This window comes from Sphingomonas sp. DC5200-1 (assembly GCF_049897245.1).
In the GTDB taxonomy this organism is placed as follows: domain Bacteria; phylum Pseudomonadota; class Alphaproteobacteria; order Sphingomonadales; family Sphingomonadaceae; genus Sphingomonas; species Sphingomonas aquatilis.
The window spans coordinates 461488-482405 of the sequence record NZ_JAFCVW010000002.1; the positions used below are offsets into that span (position 1 = coordinate 461488).

A 20918-nucleotide genomic window follows, 5' to 3' on the forward strand; every position below is an offset into this window, starting at 1 on the left:
AGAATGTCCTTGAACAGATACGCCGTCACCCCGGCCTTGAGCCGGGGTCCCGCTTAATTGCAGCGGGCGGCGGGAAGAAGCGGGACCCCGGGTCAAGCCCGGGGTGACGATGGGGGTTAAGCCGCCTTCGCGGTCGCGTAGGCCCAGTCGAGCCACGGACCGAGCGCCTCGATATCCGCGGTGTCGACCGTCGCGCCGCACCAGATGCGCAGGCCCGCCGGGGCATCGCGATATCCGGCGACGTCGAAGGCGGCGCCTTCCTTTTCCAGCGCGCCGGCCATCGCCTTGATGAACGCCTCATCGGCGCCCTCCACGGTCAAGCACACGCTGGTCTTCGACCGCGATGCGGGGTCCGCAGCCAGATGGCCGAGCCAGTTGCGCGTCTCGACGATCCGGTCGAGCGCCGCCGCATTGGCGTCCGATCGCGCGATCAGCCCGCCCTCGCCCAGCGACTTCGCCCATTCGAGGCTCGCGATGCAATCCTCCACCGCCAGCATCGACGGCGTGTTGATCGTCTCGCCCTTGAAGATACCCTCGGTCAGCTTGCCCTTGGACACCAGGCGGAACACCTTGGGCAAAGGCCAGGCGGGCGTATAGCTTTCCAGCCGCTCGACCGCGCGGGGCCCGAGGATCAGGACGCCATGACCGCCCTCGCCGCCCAGCACCTTCTGCCAGCTGAACGTCGCGACATCGATCTTCGACCAGTCGATATCATAAGCGAATACGCCGCTGGTCGCGTCGGCGAAGGACAGGCCCTCGCGGGTGTCCGGGATAAAGTCCGCGTTCGGCACCCGCACGCCGCTGGTGGTGCCGTTCCAGGTGAACAGCACGTCGTTCGTCCAGTCGATCTGGCCGAGGTCGGGCAGCTGGCCATAATCGGCGCGGATGACGGTGGGGTCGATCTTGAGCTGCTTGACGGCATCCGTCACCCAACCTTCGCCGAAGCTTTCCCAGGCGAGCGCGGTCACGGGCCGCGCGCCCAGCATCGTCCACATCGCCATCTCGAACGCGCCCGTGTCGCTGCCCGGCACGATGCCGATGCGGTGCGTGTCGGGCAGGTTCAGCAGCTCGCGCATCAGGTCGATGCAATATTGCAAGCGCTGCTTGCCGATCTTGGAGCGATGCGAGCGGCCGAGCGAATCGGTGGCGAGCTTCGACGCATCCCAGCCGGGAGGCTTGGCACAGGGACCGGAGCTGAAGAAGGGGCGTGCCGGCTTGGTGGTCGGCTTGGTCGCACCCGTAACGTCGGGTGCGGTGGCGGTATCCGTCAATGTATCTCTCCTCACAGAGAGCGCGCGCCGCGTTGGGACGGCGTGGCCCGCCGACGCCCCTAGTGGCACGTGCCGACGCTGGCAACTCAAAAGGCGCGCAAAAGTTCGGATCGACCATTTGCGCGGGCTGCACGATACTAACCTGACAGGGCGAAGGGGGATGAGGCCATGGACATTGCGGCAGCGCCGAAGACAGGCGCGAAGGCGACCGTGGCGTGGCTATGGATATGGCTGGCCTGTCAGGCCGCGGTCGCGGCCTATGCCGTCTTCGCCCTGAACAGCGTGGCGGCCTTCGGCGGCACGCCCTCACCCGACCGTCTTGCCCAAGCGGCACCGGTCGGCGAGGCGATCGGCTGCGTCGCGATCCTGGTCCATCTCGTCACGATCGTGATGGTCCTGCGCTGGGTGTATCGCGCCGCCGTCCGTGCGCACGCGTTGAGTGACCGGATCACGGTGTCGCCGGGCTGGGCGGTCGGGCGATTCTTCCTTCCCGTGCTCAACCTGTGGCGCCCGTTTCGCGGCATCGTCGAAATCTGGCGGACGAGCGTCGATCCGGTCGCGCCCGACACGGTGCCGGTGCCCGCGCTGCTGCGCTGGTGGTGGGGGTTGTGGCTGCTCGCCAATCTGTTCGGACCGATCGGCGGACTGCTGATGGATGAGGCGCACCGTGCGTCGCACCTCGCGGCCGCACGCTGGGCGGACGTGGTGCTGCTCGCGATCGACGTACCGCTCGTCATCCTGCTGGTGCGGATCGTCACGCAGGTTTCGGCGCGACAGGCCGCGCTGCTGACGCAACAGGGCACGACCGCGCGCTGATCCCGGCCATCGGCAGGAAAGCCCCTCGACAGGGCACCCTCGATTGGGGAATGTTCGAATCGGACACATTGCCGATAGGAGCCGTCATGACGACAGACCCTACACGCCCCGCGCGCCGTGCCATCATCCTCGTCTGGCTCTGGCTGGCCAGCGATATCGCCATCGCGCTGGCCAGCCTGTGGCAGATCCACGTCCTCGGCGGGTTCGGCGGCGCAATGCGCGATCATGCCGCCATCGAACTGTCCGACGATATCGCGGCGGTGATCGGCGGCCTGTTCATGCTGATGTTTCTCCTCAGCGGTGTCGCCGTCCTGCGCTGGATTTTCCTGGTCAACCGCAACGCACATCAGTGGAGCGAGACCATGACGGTCTCGCCCGGCTGGAACGTCGGCTGGTTCTTCGTGCCGATCGCGACGCTGTGGAAGCCGTTCGTCGGCGTGCGCGAGAGCTGGGCGGCGACCGTGTCAACCGACGATCCGCAGTCGGTGACCACGCCCTATTGGATGCGCGTCTGGTGGGGCCTGTGGCTCGCGACCAACGTGTTCGGCCAGGTGACCTTCCGCGCGACGATGGCGGCGAAGGACGTCGCCACCGCGATCGAGGCCAATTGGCTGTATGTGCTCGGCCTCGCCATCGACGTCCCGCTCGCGATCCTGTTGGTAAAGCTGATGACCGAGCTGTCGTCGCTCCAGCGGCACCGGTTGTCGTAACCCCCCTATCGCCGAGCGTGCCGATCGCCGAACGTCCCCGGGCTGGGACTGGGGGGCATGTGCGTATTGCGGTGAACAGGGTTTGGACGGCGGCGGCCTTGCTCGCGCTGGCCGGGTGCGGCAGCCGCGAGCGGCCCGCGCCCGCCCCGGCGCGCCCCCCCCACGCGTCGATCGCGACCCCGTCGATTCGCGAGACCGCGCAATGCCTCGCCGACCTGCGCGCCATGAACGTCGCCTATCGCGTGCTGCCGGACAAGGATTACGGCAACGGCTGCGGCCTGTCGGGCGCGGTGCAGCTGGTCGAGATCGGCGTGCCCGTCCCCGGCCTGGGCGCGGTCCGCTGCGGCGAGGCACGCGCCTTTTCGGCCTGGGTGCGCAATGCGGTGGCCCCGGCGGCCTATCAGATCCTGGGCAGCGAACTCGCGAGCGTGCAGAGCATGGGCAGCTATGCCTGCCGCAACGTCGTCGGCACGGTGCACGGCAACCGCCGCTCCGGCCACGCGATCGCCAACGCGATCGACATCGGCGGCGTCACGCTGAAGGACGGGCGGCGCGTCTCGATCCTCAATGACTGGACCTCGCCCGACCCTGCGGTGCAACGCTTCCTGACGACGATCCACGCATCGGCCTGCCGGCGGTTCGGCACTGTCCTGTCGCCGGCCTATAACGCCGCGCACCGCAACCATCTGCACCTGGAAGACGATCATGCCGGCCTGTGCCGATAGGCCGTTGAGCGGGCCGAAGCTTTGCTCTACTTCCCTCGGATGACCGATACACGCGTACCCGAGCGGGTCTTCCCCCGCGCCAGCCAGGATGCCGCCTCCGCCCAACAGGCGATCTCGACGCCGCAGACCGAGCACCCCGCCTACAAGCTCGCCTTTCAGGACATGGACTTCCTGCTGCGCGAGGATCTGCGCCCCGTCCGCTTCCAGCTCGAACTGCTGAAGCCCGAGCTGCTGCTGGAAGAGGCGAAGATCGCCTCCACCTTCGTCATGTACGGCTCGGCGCGCATTCCGGAGCCTGCCAAGGCGCAGGCGATGCTGGAGCTCGCCACCGACGACACGAGCCGCGCCATCGCGCAGCGGCTGGTCGACAAGAGCCGCTATTACGAGGTCGCACGCGAACTCGCCCAGATCGCCAGCCGCGTGCCGCGCGACCAGAAGGGGATGCGCCAGTTCGTCGTCTGCTCCGGGGGCGGCCCGTCGATCATGGAAGCGGCCAACCGCGGCGCGACCGATGTCGGCGCCGAATCGATCGGCCTCAACATCGTCCTGCCGCACGAACAGGCGCCCAATCCCTATGTCACGCCCTCGCTGAGCTTCCAGTTCCACTATTTCGCGCTGCGCAAGATGCACTTCCTGCTCCGCGCCCGCGCGCTGGCCGCCTTCCCCGGTGGGTTCGGCACGTTCGACGAACTGTTCGAACTGCTGACGCTGATCCAGACCGGCAAGATCAAGCCGATCCCCGTGCTGCTGTTCGGCCGCGAATTCTGGGAAAAGGTGGTGAACTTCCAGGCGCTGGTCGACGAAGGCGTCGTCAGCCAGCGCGACCTCGGGATCTTCACCTATGTCGAGACCGCCGAAGAAGCGTGGGACGTGGTGCGCGCCTTTTACGAGGAACAGGCGAAGCAGGAGGGCTGAGCGCGGGCTCGCCCGTCCTCACGGCATCGCCCTCTGACGGAGTATGCGCCTTCCTCGACCTTTCGCAACACACCGTCACCCCGGGCTTGACCCGGGGTCCCGCTTTTGACGTCACGTAAGCCTGCGTTGCTACCGGAGGCGAAGCGGGACCCCGGCTCAAGGCCGGGGTGACCGGTGATGGTCAACTGCCGCCCGCTGCGGCACGTCCCTCCCCGGAGGGACAATTATTCTACTTCCCCGCCTTCGCGCCTTCCTTGGCGGCATTGGGATCGACCGACGGTGCGCCCGACGCGGGCGTGCCGGTGTTGCCGAGGTTGTTCGCGGCGTCGGTGTTGGTGATCGAATCCTTTGCGGCGTTGGTCGCAGGCTTTTCCGCGCCTTCCTTCGCCGGCGCAGCGCCTGCGGCCGGTGCCGCCGGCAGCGGCAGGTTCGAACCCTGGCTGTTCAGATAGGCGATGACGTTGGCACGATCCTGCGCATTGCCGAGGCCAGCGAAGGTCATCTTCGTGCCCGGCGCGAACTTGCGTGGGGATGTCAGCCACGCGTTCATCTTGTCGAAGTCCCAATTGCCGCCGACGCCCTTCAGCGCGTCGGAGAAGGCAAAGCCGCCCTTGCCTTGGCCGATCGGTTCGCCGAGCGTCGCGTACAGGTTCGGGCCGATGCCGTTCGCCCCGCCCTGGTTGACGGTGTGGCAGGCGGCGCATTTCTTGAACACTTCGGCGCCCTTGGCGACGTCGGCGGTCGGCAGCAACGTCGCGATCGGCACCGCCGCGGCCTCGCCGCCGCCACCGGCTTCCTCGACGCCCTCGATCGCATAGCCCATCTTTTCGGGGCGCTCGCTGTGGAAGGCCATGCCGCCGACGATCGACAGACCGAGCGCGAGCCCGCAGGCTGCCAGCGTCCACCCGGCGATCGTATTGGTGCGGTTATCCATCTGCCTAACGCTGCCCCTGTTTTATACTTTGCGCAGCGAACCCATAGGAAAGCCGCGGGCCGTCCGCAAGCATCGCTTGCCGGTCAGCCCCCACGCCACTAGGCCCGCGGCCCCATGGAGACCTACGCCGCCCCCGCCCGCCCGATCGTCGCCGCGATGACCGCCGCCGCCGCCGCCGAGCCGGAACGCGCCGTCGCCTTTCAGGGCGCGCCGGGCGCGAACAGCCATGTCGCCGTCACCGAAACCTTTCCCGGCGGCCTGCCGCTGCCCTGTTTCAGCTTCGAAGATGCGATCGACGCGGTACGCGACGGGCGGGCCGATTGTGCGGTGATCCCGATCGAAAACTCGCTGCACGGCCGTGTCGCCGACATGCATTTCCTGCTGCCGGAATCGGGGCTGGTCATCACCGGCGAACATTTCCTGTCGATCCGCCACGCCCTGATGGGACCCGGCACGCGCGACCAGGTGCGCGAGGCGATGAGCCACCCGCAAGCGCTGGGCCAATGCCGTCACTGGCTGAAGGCGCACGGCATCGCCCAGGCCGCCTATCCCGATACCGCCGGTGCCGCGGCCTATGTGGCCGAGCTGGGCGATCCGGCGATTGCGGCGCTCGCCCCGCCGGGCGCGGCGGCGATCTATGGCCTCAACCTGCTGGGCGTCGACATCGCCGATGCCGAACACAATACGACGCGCTTCGTCGTGCTGGCGCGGGGCGGCAAGCCGCCGGTCGGCGAGGGCCCGTGGATGACGACGCTGATCTTCGAGGTGAAGAATATCCCCGCCGCGCTCTACAAGGCGATGGGCGGCTTCGCGACCAACGGCGTCAACATGACCAAGCTGGAAAGCTATCAGCGCGGCGGCCAGTTTGTGGCGACTGAATTCTTCTGCGATATCGAAGGCAAGCCGGGCGACCCCGCGGTCGACCGCGCGCTGGAGGAACTGGGTTTCCATTCCAAATGGGTGCGCGTGCTCGGCACCTATCGCCGGGCGCGGGCGCGGGGCTGATCAGCCCGGATCGCGGTCGACGATGTCATAGTGGATGCGCACCCACGCGCCGATCTGCGGCTTGCCGTTGATCCGCGGCGGGCGGACCTTGAACTGCCACGCCGCCTCGCGCAGCGCGCGGGCCAGCCCCAGGCCGGGGCGCGAATCGCCGAGCTGAACGCAGTCCTCGACACGGTAATTGGGCGCGGTCTTGCACGCGATCTCGCCCCACGATCCCGCCGGCAGCTCGCGCGGCATGTACGGGCCGGTCTGCGATGCGCTGGGCCGCACATACCATTCGGCGGCGTAGAGCCGCTGACCGCCGGGGCCGATGCCCGCCGACGCGCTCGGCTCGCCCGCGTCGCCGTCACCCTGTCCGTCCGCCGCGGCCAGCTGTTTGCCCGCGCTGCCGCCCGATCGGGTCGAGGGCATCTTGCCCACATCGGACGCGCGGAAATCGTTGCGGCTGAGCACCAGATAGCCGGGGAACGGCGTCTCGACCGGGGGCGGCACCGGCGTGTCGTCGGCGGGCGTCCGGGGTGCGGCGGGCGGTTCGGGCGCGGTGCGGCGGCTCGCCTGGGCAGCGCGCGCGGGCGCCTTGGCGCTCTTCGTCGCGGTCGACTGATTATCCCCTATCGGCAGCATGTTGACGGTGAGCGAGCGGCCCAGCTCCTTCTGCACGTCGAACACGGGCGCCAGATGGATCAGCAGCCAGACGAGCAGCAGGTGCGCGGCAATGGTCAGCGCCAGCGACAGCGCTCGACGACGGTCCGACGATGGCTGATAGGACCGCATCGAAGGCCGCGCCTAGCGCGCGGCGATGACGGCCGCAATGGGCCGGCCGCTCGGCAAACGAAAAGGGTTTAACGCGCCGGCAGACGCGCGATGGCGATCCCGCCGGCCAGCACGGCGGCATCCTCGACGAAGCCGGTCACGGTCTGTCCCCAGCGCCGCATGCCATAGCGCCGCAGCGCGAGACCCGCATAGGCCGCGGCCACCGCGGTCGTGGCGGCGACGAGCGCACCCGTCATGCGCCGCCGCTCCGCAAGCGCTGCGCCAGCGAATCCAGCGCTCATCACGCGGGCGATCAGGCCCGGCGGGATGGTGCGATCGGGGGCGGTCGCCATCTTGTCCCCCGCCATCTCCGCCGCCGCCATCGCAACCGCGCCGCCGGCGGCGACCGGATGCACCAACAGGCGAGCGCCCGGCGCGCCGGCCGACAGTGTCCCCCGCCGTGCCGCACCCGCGACCACCGCCAGCGGCGTCATGCCGCGCTGGCCCGCGACGAGGCCGATCAGGAAGGATCGTAGCATGAAGGACATCCCATAATGGCGTTGCCCGGGTCATAACCCGCGCTGCGCCAACGGGTTGCCCGGGGCTCAGCCGAGCGCCGCCATCTTTTCCTCGGCTTCGCGATCCATTTGCGCGCGGCTCTTCTTCTCCGCGGCGGTCTTCAGCTGACCGCAGGCGGCGTCGATGTCCCGGCCGCGCGGGGTACGCACCGGCGCCGAGATGCCCGCTTCGAAGATGATGTCGCTGAACCGGCGCACCCGCTCCGGCGTCGACGTATCGTACGGCGCGCCCGGCCAGGGATTGAACGGGATCAGATTGACCTTGGCGGGCAGCTTGTACTTGCGCAGCAGGCGGACGAGCTCGTGCGCTTCCGCGTCCGAATCGTTCTTGTCCTTCAGCATCACATATTCGAACGTGATGCGGCGCGCATTGTTGGCGCCGGGGTAGTCGGCGCACGCCTGCAACAGCTCTTCGATGCCGTATTTCTTGTTCAGCGGCACGATCTCGTCGCGCACTTCCTTGGTCACGGCATGCAGCGACACGGCAAGGTTGACGCCGATCTCTTCGCCCGCGCGCGCCATCATCGGCACGACACCGCTGGTGCTGAGCGTGATGCGGCGCTTCGACAGCGCCAGGCCGTCGCCGTCCATCACCAGCTTCAGCGCATCGCGGACGCTGTCGAAGTTATACAGCGGCTCGCCCATGCCCATCATCACGATGTTGGTGAGCATCCGCCCCTCGGGCTGGCTCGGCCATTCGCCCAGCGCGTCGCGCGCCAGCATCACCTGCCCGACGATCTCGCCCGCAGTCAGGTTGCGGACGAGGCGCATCGTGCCGGTGTGGCAGAAGCGACAGTTGAGCGTGCAGCCGACCTGGCTGGACACGCACAACGTCCCGCGATCGGCATCGGGGATGAATACCGCCTCGTAATCCTGCCCGTCGGGCGATCGCAGCAGCCACTTGCGCGTGCCGTCGGTCGATACCTGTGCCTCGACCACCTCCGGCCGGCCGATGACGAAACGCTGCTCCAGCCAGGGGTGCTGCGCCTTGGCGATATCGGTCATCGCCGAAAACTCGGTCGCGCCGCGATTGTACAACCAGTGCCAGATCTGCTTGGCGCGCAGCTTCGCCTGCCGCGGCTCCATGCCGGCGTCGAGCAGCGTCTGGCGCAGTTCGTCCTTGCCGAGGCCGATGAGGTCGATCCGGCCATCCTCGCGCAGCGTCTTCGCGCGCGGGACGGGCACAGGATCGATATGGCCCGGAATGGGCATGGGAGGCGCAACGCTGTCGAGCATCGCGGGCATATAGCGGAAAACCGCGTCCATTTCCATCCCGCCGCCGGGATGGGCTATCCGACGCACCCCAGGGTCGCCGCATCGATCGCGGTGGCGGCACCGGCGAGCAGATAGACGTCGGCGAAGGGGCGCCCTCCGCCGCCCACTGCCTCGACGCTCATGCTGCGGCCCGAGCGCAAGGCGGCCACGATCGCGCGGTCGCTGGGTGCATCGGTCGCCCAGGCGTCGAGCCCGCCCGCGGCGAGTTCGAACCGGCGCTCGCCGATGGTCAGCGTGACGGGGGCGGAGCGGTCGCGCTCCCGCGACAGGCGGATGTGGAGCGAGGCGCTGAGGCCGCGGTCCGGCCAGGTCGCGACGCTCGCCCAGCCCGCGCTGCGTCCACCCGCCGTCACCGGCCGGGCGATGGCATAGCAGCGGTGCGGCGCCGCATCACGGAACGCGCCCCAGCCCTTGTAGACGCCCAGCGTCTCGCGTGCCGCCGCGGGCCCCGCGACCGCCATCGCCAGCAGCAGGACCGCCCCCAGCCTCACGCGGGGGCGTGGCCCGTACCGCGGTGTACGAGCGTTTCGACGCCGCCTTCGATCATCACCAGCGATCCTTGCGGCAGGCCGTCGGCGATCGGCGCGCGCCATTCGGGGTGATCGGGCAGGCCGGTCATCACGCCGCGCAGCACCCGGCTGGAGATGCCGTGCATGATGATCAGCCGGTCGCCGGGATCGTCCGCGGTCGCCGCGAGCCATGCGGACACCCGCGCGGCGATTGACGGATAATCCTCGCCATCCGGCGCCGGGCGCAACAGGCCCTCGGGCGTGATCACCGGCCCCACCTCGCCCACGACATCGGCATAATAGCGCCCGCCCCAGCGCCCCATGCCGATCTCCACCAGCCGCGCGTCATGATGCGCGCCATGCCAGTCGAGTTCCAGATGTTCGGCGATCACCGCCAGCGTCTGCAACGCGCGGCCCGTCGGCGAGGCCCACATGGTCAGCGCCGGCGCCGCCCCCAGCGTATCGCGCAACGCCCGCCCCATCTCGTCGGCCTGCGCAAAGCCCGCGCGGGTCAGCGGCGTATGCGGGGCATCGCCCTGCAACCGCCGGGCGGCATTGAACACCGTTTCGCCATGTCGCGCGATAAAGTCGCGGCCCTTGCGGACCGGCAGAGAGGTGGACGTCATCCCGGCTGTCTCGGATCGCTGTGGCGCAAAAGCAACGGTTTTCCGTGTTTAGCTGAGGTTCATGCAACGCCGTTCCGTCTGGGCCATTGACCCATCGCGCCCCAGCGTTCGGGGCGCCCGTCATACGGAGTAGCTTATGCGTAACCTGATTCTCGCCGCGGTGGCCACCACCGCCCTCGCCGCCCCCGCCTTCGCGCAGACCACCGCCGGCGCCCCCTTCACCGGCCTGCGCATCGAAGGCGTCGCCGGCTATGACGCGCTGAAGGACGGCCACGATACCAGCGATGGCTTCGTCTACGGCGGCGCAGTCGGCTATGACGTGCAGCTCAACAACCTCGTCGTCGGCGCCGAGGGCGAGCTGACCGGATCGACCACCGACACGCGCACCGACAACCTGATCAACCAGGGCGATCGCTTCCGCGTCGGCATGGGCCGTGACGTCTATCTCGGCGCGCGCGTCGGCGTGCCGCTCAACCCGACCACGCTCGCGTATGCCAAGGGCGGCTATACCAACGCCCGCGTGGACACCCGCTACACGCAGGGGACGACCGAGACGCGCGATCACACCGATCTCGACGGCTTCCGCCTCGGTGCGGGCCTGGAGCATCAGATTGGCGCGAACACCTATATCAAGGGCGAATATCGCTACTCGAACTACGGCAAGGCCGACAATTCGGTCGGCCGCTACAATATCGACGTCGATCGCCACCAGCTTGTTGCCGGCGTCGGCATGCGCTTCTGACGGCCAGCCCTCCCCCGTCACCCCGGGCTCGACCCGGGGGCCCGCTTCTTCCTGCGGCGTGGCGGTAAAGCGGGACCCCGGCTCTTAGGCCGGGGTGACGGGCAAGGGGCAGGACGGCGCCGGATTCGCGGCCAATCCGCTAACCGGCTGTTAACCGGAATCGCCCGAGGGGTCGGAGTGCTTGCTCCGACCCCTTTTTCGTGGGTAGGACTGATGAGGAACACGCCCCGGACTCGGGGGACGGGGGATATCCATGAAGGCGACGATCGAACGTGCAACGCTCCTCAAGGGACTGAGCCATGTCCAGTCCGTCGTGGAGCGGCGCAACACCATCCCGATCCTGTCGAACGTGCTGCTCGAGGCGACGGCCGAGGGCCAGCTGCGGCTGATGGCGACGGACCTCGATTTGCAGATCAACGAATCGGTGCAGGCCGCGGTCGACCAGCCGGGTTCGACCACCGTGTCGGCCCACACCCTGTTCGACATCGCCCGCAAACTGCCCGAAGGCGCGCAGGTGCAGCTGACCGCCGCCGAAGGCCGCATGACGATCGTCGCCGGCCGCGCGCGTTTCAGCCTCGGCACGCTGCCGCGCGACGACTTCCCGGTGATCGCCGAGGGCGAGCTGCCGACGCAGTTCGAAATTCCGGCGGACACGCTGAAGCAGATCATCGACAAGACGCGCTTCGCCATCTCGACCGAAGAGACGCGCTATTACCTCAACGGCATCTTCCTGCACGTCCAGGACGAAGCATCGGAGCCGACGCTGAAGGCCGCCGCCACCGACGGCCACCGCCTCGCCCGCGTCACCCTGCCCCGCCCCGAGGGCGCCGCGGGCATGCCGGACGTGATCGTGCCGCGGAAGTGCGTCGGTGAATTGCGCAAGCTGCTCGACGAGATCGACGGCTCGGTCGGCGTCTCGCTGTCGGGCACCAAGATCCGCTTCGACCTGGGCAATGCCATCCTGACCAGCAAGCTGATCGACGGCACGTTCCCCGATTACAGCCGCGTCATCCCGACCGCGAACGACAAGATCCTGAAGCTCGATCCCAAGAGCTTCATGGAGGGCGTCGACCGCGTGTCGACCATCGCGACCGAAAAGACGCGCGCGGTGAAGATGGCGCTGGATCGCGACAAGATCACTTTGTCGGTCACCAGCCCCGAAAACGGCACCGCCGCCGAAGAGGTGCCGGGCGATTATGCCGCGATGCCGTTCGAAATCGGCTTCAACAGCCGCTATCTGCTCGACATCCTCGGCCAGATCGATGGCGACGTGGTGGAAGTGCATCTCAACGACGCCGCAGCCCCGACGCTGATCCGCGAAAACGACAAGGCGCCCGCGCTCTACGTGCTCATGCCAATGCGCGTCTGATTCGGCTAAGCGGCGGGGTCTGCGCGCATCCTTGCGTGCGTCCCGCCGCTGCCCCATAGCGACGCGCATGGATACGCCGATCGAAACCCTGTCGTTCGAAGACGCTTTGAAGGAACTGGAACGCATCGTCAGCCGCCTCGAAAGCGGTGAAGCGACGCTCGACGAATCGATCCAGCTGTATGAACGCGGCGATCGGCTGCGCCAGCGCTGCGCCGATCGGCTCGACGCAGCCCAGGCCCGGATCGAGGCGATCCGCCTCGATGCCGAGGGCAAGGCCGCCGGCACCCGCCCCTTTGCAGCCGGCTGATCCGATGACCAGCGCGACCGCGCCCTCGCTCGATCATGCGCTCGCCGCCGTCGCCGCGGATATCGACGCACGCTTCGACCGGCTGCTCACTGTACCCGAGGATCCGCGCGCCGACCTCTACAAGGCGATGCGCCATGCCGCGATCGGTGGCGGCAAGCGACTGCGCCCGCTGCTGCTGTGCGCGACGGCCGACCTGTTCGGCGTCGACCGCGACTGCGCGGGCGAGGTCGCGATGGCCGTCGAGGCGATCCACGTCTATTCGCTGATCCACGACGATCTGCCCGCGATGGACGACGACGACATGCGCCGCGGCAAGCCGACGGTCCACAAGGCGTTCGACGAGGCGACCGCGATCCTGGCGGGCGATTGCCTGCACGCCCTCGCCTTCGAAGTGCTCGCCGACCCCGCGACGCACGCCGACCCCTTCGTTCGCGCCGAACTGGTGATGGAACTAGCACGCGCCTCCGGCCCCTCGGGCATGGCGGGCGGGCAGATGATGGACCTGGTCGCCGAACGCATGACGTTCGACCTCGCCACCGTCACCCGGCTGCAACAGATGAAGACCGGTGCGCTGATCGGCGTGTCGGTGGAAATGGGCGCAATTCTGGGCCGCGTTCCGCCAGAGGGGCGCCGCAGCTTGCGCGGCTATGCGCACGACCTGGGCCTCGCCTTCCAGATCGCCGACGACCTGCTCGACGCCGAGGGCGACGAGGCGGTGGTCGGCAAGGCGCTGCGCAAGGACGGCGCGGCCGGCAAGGAGACGTTCCTGTCGCTGCTCGGCGTCGACCGCGCGCGCGACCAATGCCGGATGCTGGTCGACCAGGCGATCGCGCACCTGCATGGTTTCGGGCCGGAGGCCGATGTGCTCCGCGCGATTGCACGCTACGTCGTCGAGCGGGATCGCTGACCGACATTCATCCAACACGATAATGATCGAACACAGGGGGCGGACATGAGCGAGCGGATCGGCGTCTATCCGGGCACCTTCGACCCCATCACTTTGGGTCACATGGACATCATCCGCCGTGGCGCCAAGCTGGTCGACCGGCTGGTGATCGGCGTGACCACCAACCCCTCCAAGTCTCCCATGTTCAGCCTCGACGAACGCATGGCAATCGTCCGCCGCGAGGTGGAGGGGATCGCCGGATCGATCGACGTCGTCGCCTTCGATTCGCTGCTGATGGACTTCGCCGAGCGCGAGGGCGCCAAGGTCATCGTCCGCGGCCTGCGTGCCGTCGCCGATTTCGAGTATGAATATCAGATGGCGGGCATGAACCAGCAGATCAATCCGCGCGTCGAAACCGTCTTCCTGATGGCCGATGTCGCACTGCAGCCGATCGCCAGCCGTCTGGTCAAGGAAATCGCGATGTTCGGCGGCCCGATCCAGCGCTTCGTCACGCCGACCGTGTGCGAGGAAGTGGTGGCACGCGTGGAGAAGTTGGGCCGGCGGGGCAGCTGACGCCCCCTTCCCCTCCCCGTCACCCCGGACTCGTTCCGGGGTCCACCGGACCGCGGGGGAATGGCAAGAGGCTCAAACCACCCCCTCGCCGCAGAGTGGACCCCGGAACCAGTCCGGGGTGACGAAAGAGTGAGGCACCCGCCCGCCCCATTGCCGCCACGATGTTCAGTTTGGTGCAACCTGCGATTTGCTCTAAGCCGCACCGCATCACCTAGGTTGGGAATCTCATGCGCCCGTTCGCCCGTCTGTTTGCGTTTCTGTTGTGCCTGTTCGCCGCGCCTGCCTTTGCGCAGAGCGTACCCGGCACCGACGACGTCACCCAGCGCGCGACGCCGCCGCTGACCACCGATAAGGAAAACCTCTGGCTGCTCGACCTGTCGGACGGTGGCCGCGTTACCATCTGGCTGCGTCCCGACGTGGCGCCCAAGATGGTCGAGCGGATCAAGACGCTGACCCGCCAGCATTTCTATGACGGCCTTGCCTTCCACCGCGTGATCGACGGTTTCATGGCGCAGGGCGGCGATCCCAAGGGCGACGGCACCGGCGGATCGACGCTGCCCAACGTACCGTCGGAGTTCAACTATCTGCCCCACGTCCGCGGCGCGGTGTCGGCGGCGCGTGCGGACGATCCGAACAGTGCGAACAGCCAGTTCTTCATCGTCTTCCAGCCGAAGCTCAGCCTCGACAAGAAGTATACCGTCTTCGGCCGGGTGATCGATGGCATGCAGTACGTTGACGCGATTCAGCGTGGCGAGCCGCCCGCGGATCCGACCAAGATCGTCCACGCGTACATCGCCGCCGACAATCCTCCGGCCTACACCCCCGCGCCTGCTCCGGCCCCGGTGACGCTCGGCGCGCCGGTGACATTGCCCGGCGGCGAATCGGCTGGCACCGCGGCGCCGAAGAAGGCGAGTGCCCCGGCCCGCAAGACGGCACCCGCCAAGAAGGCGCCTGCCCGCAAGTGAAGGTCGAGCTTTTCGATTTCGAGCTGCCGGCCGAGCGGATCGCGCTGCGGCCGGCATCGCCGCGCGATTCGGCACGGCTGCTGGTGCTCGACGGCGATGCGACGCGCGACCGCATCGTTCGCGACCTGCCGGCTGAATTGCGTGCCGGCGACTGCCTGGTGTTCAACGACACGCGCGTGATCCCCGCGCAACTCGAGGGGCGACGCGGCGAGGCGAAGATCGGCGCGACGCTGCACAAGCGCGAAGGACCGCGCCGCTGGCGCGCTTTCGTCCGCAACGCGCGCCGCCTGCGCGAGGGCGACAGCATCGATTTCGGGTCGGGCGTCACCGCCATCGCCACCGATCGCGGCGAGGATGGCAGCCTCGCGCTCGACTTCGCGGGGGACGAGCCGGTCGAACTGCTGCTCGAACGCGCCGGCCGCATGCCGCTGCCGCCCTATATCGCCGCCAAGCGCCCGACCGATGCGCGCGATGCCGACGATTACCAGACGATGTTCGCGGCTGAACCGGGCGCCGTCGCCGCGCCCACGGCGGCGCTGCACTTCACGCCCGATCTGATCGCCGCGCTGGACGCCGCCGGCATCGGCCACGAGACGCTGACGCTGCACGTCGGCGCCGGCACCTTCCTGCCCGTCAAGGCAGACGACACCGACGACCACCAGATGCACGCCGAATGGGGCCGCATCGGCGCCGCCACCGCCGACCGCCTGAACGCCGTCCGCGCCAGCGGTGGCCGGGTGATCGCGGTCGGCACCACCTCGCTCCGCCTGATCGAAAGCGCGAGCGGCGAAGACCAGGTGATCCGCCCGTTCGAAGGCGACACCGCGATTTTCATCACCCCCGGCTACACCTTCCGCGGCATCGACGGCCTGCTCACCAACTTCCATTTGCCCAAATCGACGCTGTTCATGCTCGTCTCGGCGTTGATGGGGCGCGAGCGGATGCAGGCGGCCTACGCCCACGCCATTGCCGAGGGATACCGTTTCTATTCCTACGGCGACGCCTCGCTGCTGCTGCCGGCGCGCACATAGCGATGGCGCGCGGGACGGCCCGCTGGCATGATCGCCGCCGATGCTGCTGACGCTTCTTCTCCAGGCGGCGACGCCTGTTGCCGCCCCGGCCCAGCCACCCGCAACGCTGGTGGTCGAGCCGGTCGCGATGGCGATCGCCGCGTTCGACAGCGACGGCGACGGCCGCACCACCCGCGCCGAGCTTGCCGCCGGCGTAGCGCGCAGCTTTGCCGCGATCGACACCGCTCACACCGGCTCGCTCGGCTATATCGACTTCGCCGACTGGTCGACGCGCTGGCTGGGCGATCCCAATGCGCTGCCCAGCCCGTTCGAAGTGGATAGCGACGGCGACAATCGCATCACGCTCGCCGAATTGCAGGCGGCGATGGCGCGGGTGTTCGCCCGGCTCGACGTCGACAGGGATGGCGTCGTCACGCGGAAAGAATGTTTGACGATCCGCAGCATGGCGACCCGCGCCCCCGATCCGCGCGGCGACAAGCGCAAGCGGTAGCGGCGGCTCGACACCGCTGACCGCTTTCGCCAAAGCGCACGACATGTCTTCCCGTTTCGCCTTCACCATCGCCGCCACCGACGGCCGCGCCCGCACCGGCACGATCCAGATGCAGCGTGGCGTCATCCGCACGCCTGCCTTCATGCCGGTCGGCACCGCCGCCACCGTGAAGGCGATGAAGCCCGCCGATGTCGCCAATGCGGGCGCCGACATCATCCTGGGCAACACCTATCATTTGATGCTGCGCCCCGGCGCGGAACGGGTCGCGCGGCTGGGCGGCCTCCACGGTTTCATGGGCTGGGACAAGCCGATCCTGACCGATTCAGGCGGCTATCAGGTGATGAGCCTCGCCGACCTGACCAAGCGATCCGAAGAGGGCGTGTCGTTCAAGAGCCACCTCGACGGCACGCGCCACCTGCTCAGCCCGGAGCGATCGATCGAGATCCAGCGGCTTTTGGGCTCCAATATCGTGATGGCGTTCGACGAACTGGTTCCGACCACCTCGACGCGCGAGGTGCAGGCCGCGGCGATGGAACGCTCGATGCGCTGGGCGAAGCGCAGCCGCGATGCGTTCAACAGCGGTGGCGAGCATGCCGAGAACAATGCGATCTTCGGCATCCAGCAGGGCGCGCTCGACGAGGGCCTTCGCAAGGCGAGCGCCGACGCGCTGATCGACATCGGCTTCGATGGCTATGCGGTCGGCGGCCTCGCGGTCGGTGAGGGGCAGGAGGCGATGTTCGGCTGTCTCGACTTCGCACCCGGGCAATTGCCGCAGGACAAGCCGCGCTACCTGATGGGCGTCGGAAAGCCCGATGATATCGTCGGCGCGGTGGAGCGCGGCATCGACATGTTCGACTGCGTGATGCCGACGCGCTCGGGGCGGACCGGCCAGGCATTCACCCGCAACGGCCCGATCAACCTGCGCAATGCGAAGTTCGGCGAGGATCAGGCACCGCTCGACCCGACGTGCGGCTGTCCGGTCTGTGCGACCTGGAGTCGCGCCTATATCCACCACCTCGTCCGCGCGGGCGAAATTCTGGGTGCGATGTTGATGACCGAACATAACATCTGGTTCTACGAAGCCTTGATGGCGGACCTGAGAGCCGCCATTGCGGCTGGTGAACTGACCTCGTTCGCGAATGGTTTTCGCGCAGCGTATCAACGGGGCAAGGGAGAGTGAGTATGTCGGATCAGCCCAACGAGATCCTCGAAGCCGCCGCTGCCGCCAAGGCGCAGCAGGATGCCGCCGCGCAGGCCAAGGTGCAGGGCCGCAAGAGCCATTGGCCGATGCGCATCATCGGCGTCGGTATCGGATCAGCCGCGGTCGCCGCGGCGGTGCTGTTCGCCAATTCGGGGAAGAAGAAGGACTGACCTCAAGCCATCGTCATCCCCGCGCAGGCGGGGATCCAGACGCGCAGGTCCCGCGATGAGGCCGAGACGGTAGCGGTTCTGGATTCCCGCCTTCGCGGGAATGACGACGCAGCCTGAGGGGCGATTGACACGATCCCCAAGCTCCGGTTCAACCGACGGCATCATCCCGTCCTAACCGGAGCATCCCATGCGCCTCGTTCGTGCCGCCCTTCTGCTCGGGGCCGCGCTGCTCCCCCTCGCCGCCACCGCGCAAACCGCCGCGCCCGCGGCGACCGCCGTCAAGCCGATCGCCTATACCGAACGCACGCTGGCGAACGGCCTGCGCGTCTATGCGCTGCGCGATACGTCGACGCCCAATGTCGCGGTGCAGGTATGGTATGACGTGGGGTCGAAGGACGATCCCAAGGGCCGTTCAGGCTTCGCGCACATGTTCGAACATCTGATGTTCAAGGCGACGCGCAATCTCGTCTCCGAACAGATGGACCGCCTGACCGAGGACGTCGGCGGCTATAACAACGCCTCGACCAACGACGATTACACCAATTATTACGAGGTCGTCCCCGCCAACCATCTGCAGCGGCTGCTGTTCGCCGAAGCCGATCGCATGGCGAGCCTGGTGGTCGAACCCAAGAGCTTCGCATCCGAGCGCGACGTGGTGAAGGAAGAGCTGCGCCAGTCCACACTCGCCCGCCCCTATGGCAAGCTGTTCTCCACCTATCTGTCGGCCGCATCCTACACGACGCACCCCTATGCGCGCTCGACGATCGGCAGTATCGAGAATCTGGAAGCGGCCTCGATCGACGACGTCCGCGCCTTCCACGCCACCTATTACCGCCCCGACAATGCGATCCTGGTCGTCGCCGGCAATTTCGATCCCAAGCAGCTCGACGCCTGGGTCGACCGCTATTTCAGCAAGATCGTGCGGCCGACGACGGCGATCCCGCGCGTCACCGTGCAGGAACCGATGCGCGCCAAGCCGGTGAGCTACACCGTCTACGAACCCAATACGCCTCTGCCTGCGGTCGTCATGACCTGGCACGTCCCCGCCGACCGGAGCGCCGACATTCCCGCGCTGACCGTGCTCAACACGATCCTGTCGACGGGCGAGAGCAGCCGGATGTACGAAAGCCTCGTCTATCGCGACCAGCTGGCGCAGGATGCCTCGTCCTTCCTCGACAGCAAGCAGGGGACGGGTAACCTCGTCGCGTATGCGATCCTGGCCGACGGCAAGACCGCGGACCAGGGCGAGGTCGCGCTGAAGCGCGAGATCGCACGCTTCCGTGACGCACCGGTCAGCGCCGCCGAACTCGCCGAGGCGAAGAACGAGATCGTCACCGCCGCGATCAAGAGCCGCGAAACCGCGGAGGGCAAGGCACGCCTGCTCGCTTCGTCGGTGATCATCGATGGCGACCCCCGCGCCGCCGATCGCCAGCTCGCCGCGATCCAGCAAGTCACCGCCGCCGACGTCCAGCGCGTCGCGCGTCAGTATCTGGGGGATGCCCAGTCCGCGACGATCCGTTATCTACCCGATAGCGCCAAGCCTGCCGGCCAGACCGGTGACAGGATCGCGGTCGCCCCGACCGTGCGGACCGAAGCACTGACCCCGCCTGCCGACATCGCGATCGTCACGCCCGCGCCCGAGGGCCAGCGCATCCTGCCGCCCGCCCCCGGCGCGCCGGTTACCGCCAATTTGCCGCAGCCGGTCGAGACGCAGCTCGCCAACGGCCTGCGCGTCGTCACGGTCGAGCGCCACGACCTGCCGATCGCCACCGCCTATCTGGTCGGCACGGGCGGCCAGGCGCTCGATCCGGCGGACCGTTCGGGCGTCAGCAGCCTCGCCGCCAATCTGATGACCAAGGGCACGACGACCCGCTCGGCGACCGAGATCGCGCGTCAGGTCGAAAGCCTGGGCGGCTCGATCGGTGCCAATGCGGCAAGCGAGGGCGGCAGCGTCGAAGTGACGGTAAAGTCCGATCAGCTCGCCCCGGCCCTCAACATCCTCGCCGACGTGGCGCAGCATCCCGTCTTCGCGCCCGAGGAACTGGAGCGCGCACGGACGCAGCAGGTCGACGCGGTGAAGGTCGCGATGAAGAATCCGGCGCAGCTCGCCGCACTGGTCGCCGATCGCGCGACCTTCGGCGCCTCGCCTTATGGTGCGCCCGGATCGGGCACGCCGGCCTCGCTGAAGGCGATCACCCGCGCCGACGTCACCGCCGCCTATGCGCGCACGTGGCGACCCGATCAGGCGACGCTGATCCTGGTCGGCGACGTGACGCCGGCGCAGGCAGAGGCGCTGGCCAAGGCGCAGTTCGGCGGCTGGCGGGCTCCGGCCGGCGCGCCGACGCCACTCCCGGCGGTCGGCACGCTGCCGGCGCCGCGTACCGTCGTCGTCGACATGCCGGGCGCGGGCCAGGCGGGCGTCGTCGTCGAACGCGTCGCCATCCCGCGGTCCGATCCGCGTTATTATCCCTTTGCGGTCGCCAACACGGTGCTGGGCGGCGGCTTCTCGTCGCGGCTGAACCAGGAGGTGCGGATCAGGCGCGGCCTCGCCTATGGCGCGGGCAGCAGCGTCGATGCGGCGCGGAAAACGGGCAGCATCGCGGCGCGAACGCAGACCAAGAACCAGACCGCGGCAGAGGTCGTCTCGCTGATGACCGCCGAAATGGCGCGGATGGGCGCGACGCCGGTGCCCGAGGCGGAGCTGTCGACGCGCAAGGCGGTGCTGGTCGGTAATTTCGGTCGAGGCGTCGAGACGACCGACGGGATCGCCGGGATCATCGGCGAATATGTGCTCGACGGCGTGCCGCTGACCGAATTGCAGCGCTACACCGCAAAGGTGGAGGCGGTGACGCCGGCGGCGGTGCAGGCGGCATCAGCGGCGCTGCTCGATCCCAAGGCGGCGAGCGTCGCCGTGGTGGGCGACGCCAAGCAGTTCCTCACGCCGCTGAAGGCCGCGCGTCCAACCACGGAAACGCTGACCGAGAGCGAACTGAAGCTGGACAGTCCGACGCTCAAGTAACCGCATGGGCAGCGGGGGCAGCGGGGGCAGCCGACGTCTGCCCCGCCC

23 protein-coding genes are annotated in these 20918 nt (G+C 68.2%); 16 read left to right on the forward strand and 7 right to left on the reverse strand.

What is annotated here, in order from left to right; genetic code table 11:
- Nucleotides 1-116 precede the first annotated feature (116 nt).
- Entirely contained in the window at nucleotides 117-1271 is a 1155-nt protein-coding gene (locus ACP7A3_RS05315) for a phosphoserine transaminase (RefSeq protein WP_426255075.1), read from the reverse strand.
- Between the two features lie 168 nt (nucleotides 1272-1439).
- Here ACP7A3_RS05315 and ACP7A3_RS05320 point away from each other — a divergent pair, with 168 nt between their 5' ends.
- From ACP7A3_RS05320 to ACP7A3_RS05335, 4 genes are all read left to right on the forward strand, one after another.
- Nucleotides 1440-2087: a DUF4328 domain-containing protein gene (locus ACP7A3_RS05320; protein WP_426255074.1), complete on the forward strand. Its 648-nt coding sequence runs from the start codon at nucleotides 1440-1442 to the stop codon at nucleotides 2085-2087.
- Nucleotides 2088-2173: 86 nt separating this feature from the next.
- Nucleotides 2174-2797, forward strand: coding sequence for a DUF4328 domain-containing protein (locus tag ACP7A3_RS05325; RefSeq protein WP_426255073.1), 624 nt, complete (start codon nucleotides 2174-2176; stop codon nucleotides 2795-2797).
- Between the two features lie 98 nt (nucleotides 2798-2895).
- Complete coding sequence (locus tag ACP7A3_RS05330; RefSeq protein WP_426255336.1) at nucleotides 2896-3522, forward strand: extensin family protein; 627 nt, start codon at nucleotides 2896-2898, stop codon at nucleotides 3520-3522.
- A 39-nt stretch (nucleotides 3523-3561) separates the two neighbouring features.
- The gene (locus ACP7A3_RS05335) at nucleotides 3562-4437 is read left to right on the forward strand and encodes a TIGR00730 family Rossman fold protein (RefSeq protein ID WP_017979919.1); all 876 of its coding nucleotides are present in this window, start codon (nucleotides 3562-3564) and stop codon (nucleotides 4435-4437) included.
- A 229-nt stretch (nucleotides 4438-4666) separates the two neighbouring features.
- Here the strand turns inward: ACP7A3_RS05335 and ACP7A3_RS05340 are convergent, their stop codons facing one another.
- Entirely contained in the window at nucleotides 4667-5371 is a 705-nt protein-coding gene (locus ACP7A3_RS05340; protein WP_017979920.1) for a c-type cytochrome, read from the reverse strand.
- 114 nt (nucleotides 5372-5485) lie between these two features.
- Here ACP7A3_RS05340 and ACP7A3_RS05345 point away from each other — a divergent pair, with 114 nt between their 5' ends.
- Nucleotides 5486-6376, forward strand: coding sequence for a prephenate dehydratase (locus ACP7A3_RS05345; protein ID WP_043061204.1), 891 nt, complete (start codon nucleotides 5486-5488; stop codon nucleotides 6374-6376).
- Here the strand turns inward: ACP7A3_RS05345 and ACP7A3_RS05350 are convergent, their stop codons facing one another.
- The 5 genes from ACP7A3_RS05350 to ACP7A3_RS05370 all read right to left on the reverse strand — a co-directional run bounded on the left by ACP7A3_RS05350 (nucleotide 6377) and on the right by ACP7A3_RS05370 (nucleotide 10117).
- Nucleotides 6377-7150 (reverse strand): hypothetical protein, encoded by a 774-nt coding sequence (locus tag ACP7A3_RS05350; RefSeq protein WP_426255072.1) that lies wholly within the window; start codon nucleotides 7148-7150, stop codon nucleotides 6377-6379.
- Between the two features lie 68 nt (nucleotides 7151-7218).
- A complete protein-coding gene (locus tag ACP7A3_RS05355; RefSeq protein ID WP_426255071.1) occupies nucleotides 7219-7668 on the reverse strand; it encodes a DUF4126 domain-containing protein in 450 nt (149 codons plus the stop codon).
- Between the two features lie 66 nt (nucleotides 7669-7734).
- The gene (gene rlmN, locus ACP7A3_RS05360; RefSeq protein WP_241890134.1) at nucleotides 7735-8973 is read right to left on the reverse strand and encodes a 23S rRNA (adenine(2503)-C(2))-methyltransferase RlmN; all 1239 of its coding nucleotides are present in this window, start codon (nucleotides 8971-8973) and stop codon (nucleotides 7735-7737) included.
- A 23-nt stretch (nucleotides 8974-8996) separates the two neighbouring features.
- Nucleotides 8997-9473, reverse strand: coding sequence for a hypothetical protein (locus ACP7A3_RS05365; RefSeq protein ID WP_426255070.1), 477 nt, complete (start codon nucleotides 9471-9473; stop codon nucleotides 8997-8999).
- Entirely contained in the window at nucleotides 9470-10117 is a 648-nt protein-coding gene (locus tag ACP7A3_RS05370) for a histidine phosphatase family protein (protein WP_426255069.1), read from the reverse strand. Before ACP7A3_RS05370 ends, ACP7A3_RS05365 begins: the two co-directional genes overlap by 4 nt.
- A gap of 136 nt (nucleotides 10118-10253) precedes the next feature.
- On the opposite strand from ACP7A3_RS05370, the gene ACP7A3_RS05375 reads away from it, so the two are divergent.
- From ACP7A3_RS05375 to ACP7A3_RS05425, 11 genes are all read left to right on the forward strand, one after another.
- A complete protein-coding gene (locus ACP7A3_RS05375; RefSeq protein ID WP_063686258.1) occupies nucleotides 10254-10859 on the forward strand; it encodes an outer membrane protein in 606 nt (201 codons plus the stop codon).
- Nucleotides 10860-11112: 253 nt separating this feature from the next.
- Nucleotides 11113-12228 (forward strand): DNA polymerase III subunit beta, encoded by a 1116-nt coding sequence (dnaN, locus tag ACP7A3_RS05380; protein ID WP_017979928.1) that lies wholly within the window; start codon nucleotides 11113-11115, stop codon nucleotides 12226-12228.
- Nucleotides 12229-12295: 67 nt separating this feature from the next.
- Complete coding sequence (locus ACP7A3_RS05385) at nucleotides 12296-12535, forward strand: exodeoxyribonuclease VII small subunit (protein ID WP_017979929.1); 240 nt, start codon at nucleotides 12296-12298, stop codon at nucleotides 12533-12535.
- A gap of 4 nt (nucleotides 12536-12539) precedes the next feature.
- Nucleotides 12540-13442 (forward strand): polyprenyl synthetase family protein, encoded by a 903-nt coding sequence (locus ACP7A3_RS05390; protein WP_426255068.1) that lies wholly within the window; start codon nucleotides 12540-12542, stop codon nucleotides 13440-13442.
- A 45-nt stretch (nucleotides 13443-13487) separates the two neighbouring features.
- Nucleotides 13488-13994 (forward strand): pantetheine-phosphate adenylyltransferase, encoded by a 507-nt coding sequence (coaD, locus tag ACP7A3_RS05395; RefSeq protein WP_017979931.1) that lies wholly within the window; start codon nucleotides 13488-13490, stop codon nucleotides 13992-13994.
- Between the two features lie 227 nt (nucleotides 13995-14221).
- A complete protein-coding gene (locus ACP7A3_RS05400) occupies nucleotides 14222-14959 on the forward strand; it encodes a peptidylprolyl isomerase (protein ID WP_426255067.1) in 738 nt (245 codons plus the stop codon).
- Nucleotides 14956-15990, forward strand: coding sequence for a tRNA preQ1(34) S-adenosylmethionine ribosyltransferase-isomerase QueA (gene queA, locus ACP7A3_RS05405; protein ID WP_426255066.1), 1035 nt, complete (start codon nucleotides 14956-14958; stop codon nucleotides 15988-15990). The genes ACP7A3_RS05400 and queA overlap by 4 nt, the downstream gene beginning before the upstream one ends.
- A 40-nt stretch (nucleotides 15991-16030) precedes the next feature.
- A complete protein-coding gene (locus tag ACP7A3_RS05410) occupies nucleotides 16031-16480 on the forward strand; it encodes an EF-hand domain-containing protein (protein ID WP_426255065.1) in 450 nt (149 codons plus the stop codon).
- 43 nt (nucleotides 16481-16523) lie between these two features.
- On the forward strand, nucleotides 16524-17660 hold the full coding sequence (tgt, locus tag ACP7A3_RS05415) for a tRNA guanosine(34) transglycosylase Tgt (protein WP_426255064.1): 1137 nt from the start codon (nucleotides 16524-16526) through the stop codon (nucleotides 17658-17660).
- A 2-nt stretch (nucleotides 17661-17662) separates the two neighbouring features.
- Nucleotides 17663-17851: a hypothetical protein gene (locus ACP7A3_RS05420; protein ID WP_017979936.1), complete on the forward strand. Its 189-nt coding sequence runs from the start codon at nucleotides 17663-17665 to the stop codon at nucleotides 17849-17851.
- A gap of 187 nt (nucleotides 17852-18038) precedes the next feature.
- Complete coding sequence (locus tag ACP7A3_RS05425; protein ID WP_426255063.1) at nucleotides 18039-20870, forward strand: M16 family metallopeptidase; 2832 nt, start codon at nucleotides 18039-18041, stop codon at nucleotides 20868-20870.
- The last annotated feature ends 48 nt before the right edge of the window (nucleotides 20871-20918 follow it).

Coding starts and splice junctions, on each gene's coding strand:
- ACP7A3_RS05375 (WP_063686258.1), top strand. CDS start 10,254: ATGCGTAACCTGATTCTCGCCGCGGTGGCCACCACCGCCCTCGCCGCC.
- rlmN (WP_241890134.1), bottom strand. CDS start 8,973: ATGGACGCGGTTTTCCGCTATATGCCCGCGATGCTCGACAGCGTTGCG.
- ACP7A3_RS05320 (WP_426255074.1), top strand. CDS start 1,440: ATGGACATTGCGGCAGCGCCGAAGACAGGCGCGAAGGCGACCGTGGCG.
- coaD (WP_017979931.1), top strand. CDS start 13,488: ATGAGCGAGCGGATCGGCGTCTATCCGGGCACCTTCGACCCCATCACT.
- ACP7A3_RS05390 (WP_426255068.1), top strand. CDS start 12,540: ATGACCAGCGCGACCGCGCCCTCGCTCGATCATGCGCTCGCCGCCGTC.
- ACP7A3_RS05400 (WP_426255067.1), top strand. CDS start 14,222: ATGCGCCCGTTCGCCCGTCTGTTTGCGTTTCTGTTGTGCCTGTTCGCC.
- ACP7A3_RS05420 (WP_017979936.1), top strand. CDS start 17,663: ATGTCGGATCAGCCCAACGAGATCCTCGAAGCCGCCGCTGCCGCCAAG.
- ACP7A3_RS05355 (WP_426255071.1), bottom strand. CDS start 7,668: ATGCTACGATCCTTCCTGATCGGCCTCGTCGCGGGCCAGCGCGGCATG.
- tgt (WP_426255064.1), top strand. CDS start 16,524: ATGTCTTCCCGTTTCGCCTTCACCATCGCCGCCACCGACGGCCGCGCC.
- dnaN (WP_017979928.1), top strand. CDS start 11,113: ATGAAGGCGACGATCGAACGTGCAACGCTCCTCAAGGGACTGAGCCAT.
- ACP7A3_RS05425 (WP_426255063.1), top strand. CDS start 18,039: ATGCGCCTCGTTCGTGCCGCCCTTCTGCTCGGGGCCGCGCTGCTCCCC.
- ACP7A3_RS05340 (WP_017979920.1), bottom strand. CDS start 5,371: ATGGATAACCGCACCAATACGATCGCCGGGTGGACGCTGGCAGCCTGC.
- ACP7A3_RS05325 (WP_426255073.1), top strand. CDS start 2,174: ATGACGACAGACCCTACACGCCCCGCGCGCCGTGCCATCATCCTCGTC.
- ACP7A3_RS05410 (WP_426255065.1), top strand. CDS start 16,031: ATGCTGCTGACGCTTCTTCTCCAGGCGGCGACGCCTGTTGCCGCCCCG.
- ACP7A3_RS05345 (WP_043061204.1), top strand. CDS start 5,486: ATGGAGACCTACGCCGCCCCCGCCCGCCCGATCGTCGCCGCGATGACC.
- ACP7A3_RS05385 (WP_017979929.1), top strand. CDS start 12,296: ATGGATACGCCGATCGAAACCCTGTCGTTCGAAGACGCTTTGAAGGAA.
- ACP7A3_RS05370 (WP_426255069.1), bottom strand. CDS start 10,117: ATGACGTCCACCTCTCTGCCGGTCCGCAAGGGCCGCGACTTTATCGCG.
- ACP7A3_RS05350 (WP_426255072.1), bottom strand. CDS start 7,150: ATGCGGTCCTATCAGCCATCGTCGGACCGTCGTCGAGCGCTGTCGCTG.
- ACP7A3_RS05335 (WP_017979919.1), top strand. CDS start 3,562: ATGACCGATACACGCGTACCCGAGCGGGTCTTCCCCCGCGCCAGCCAG.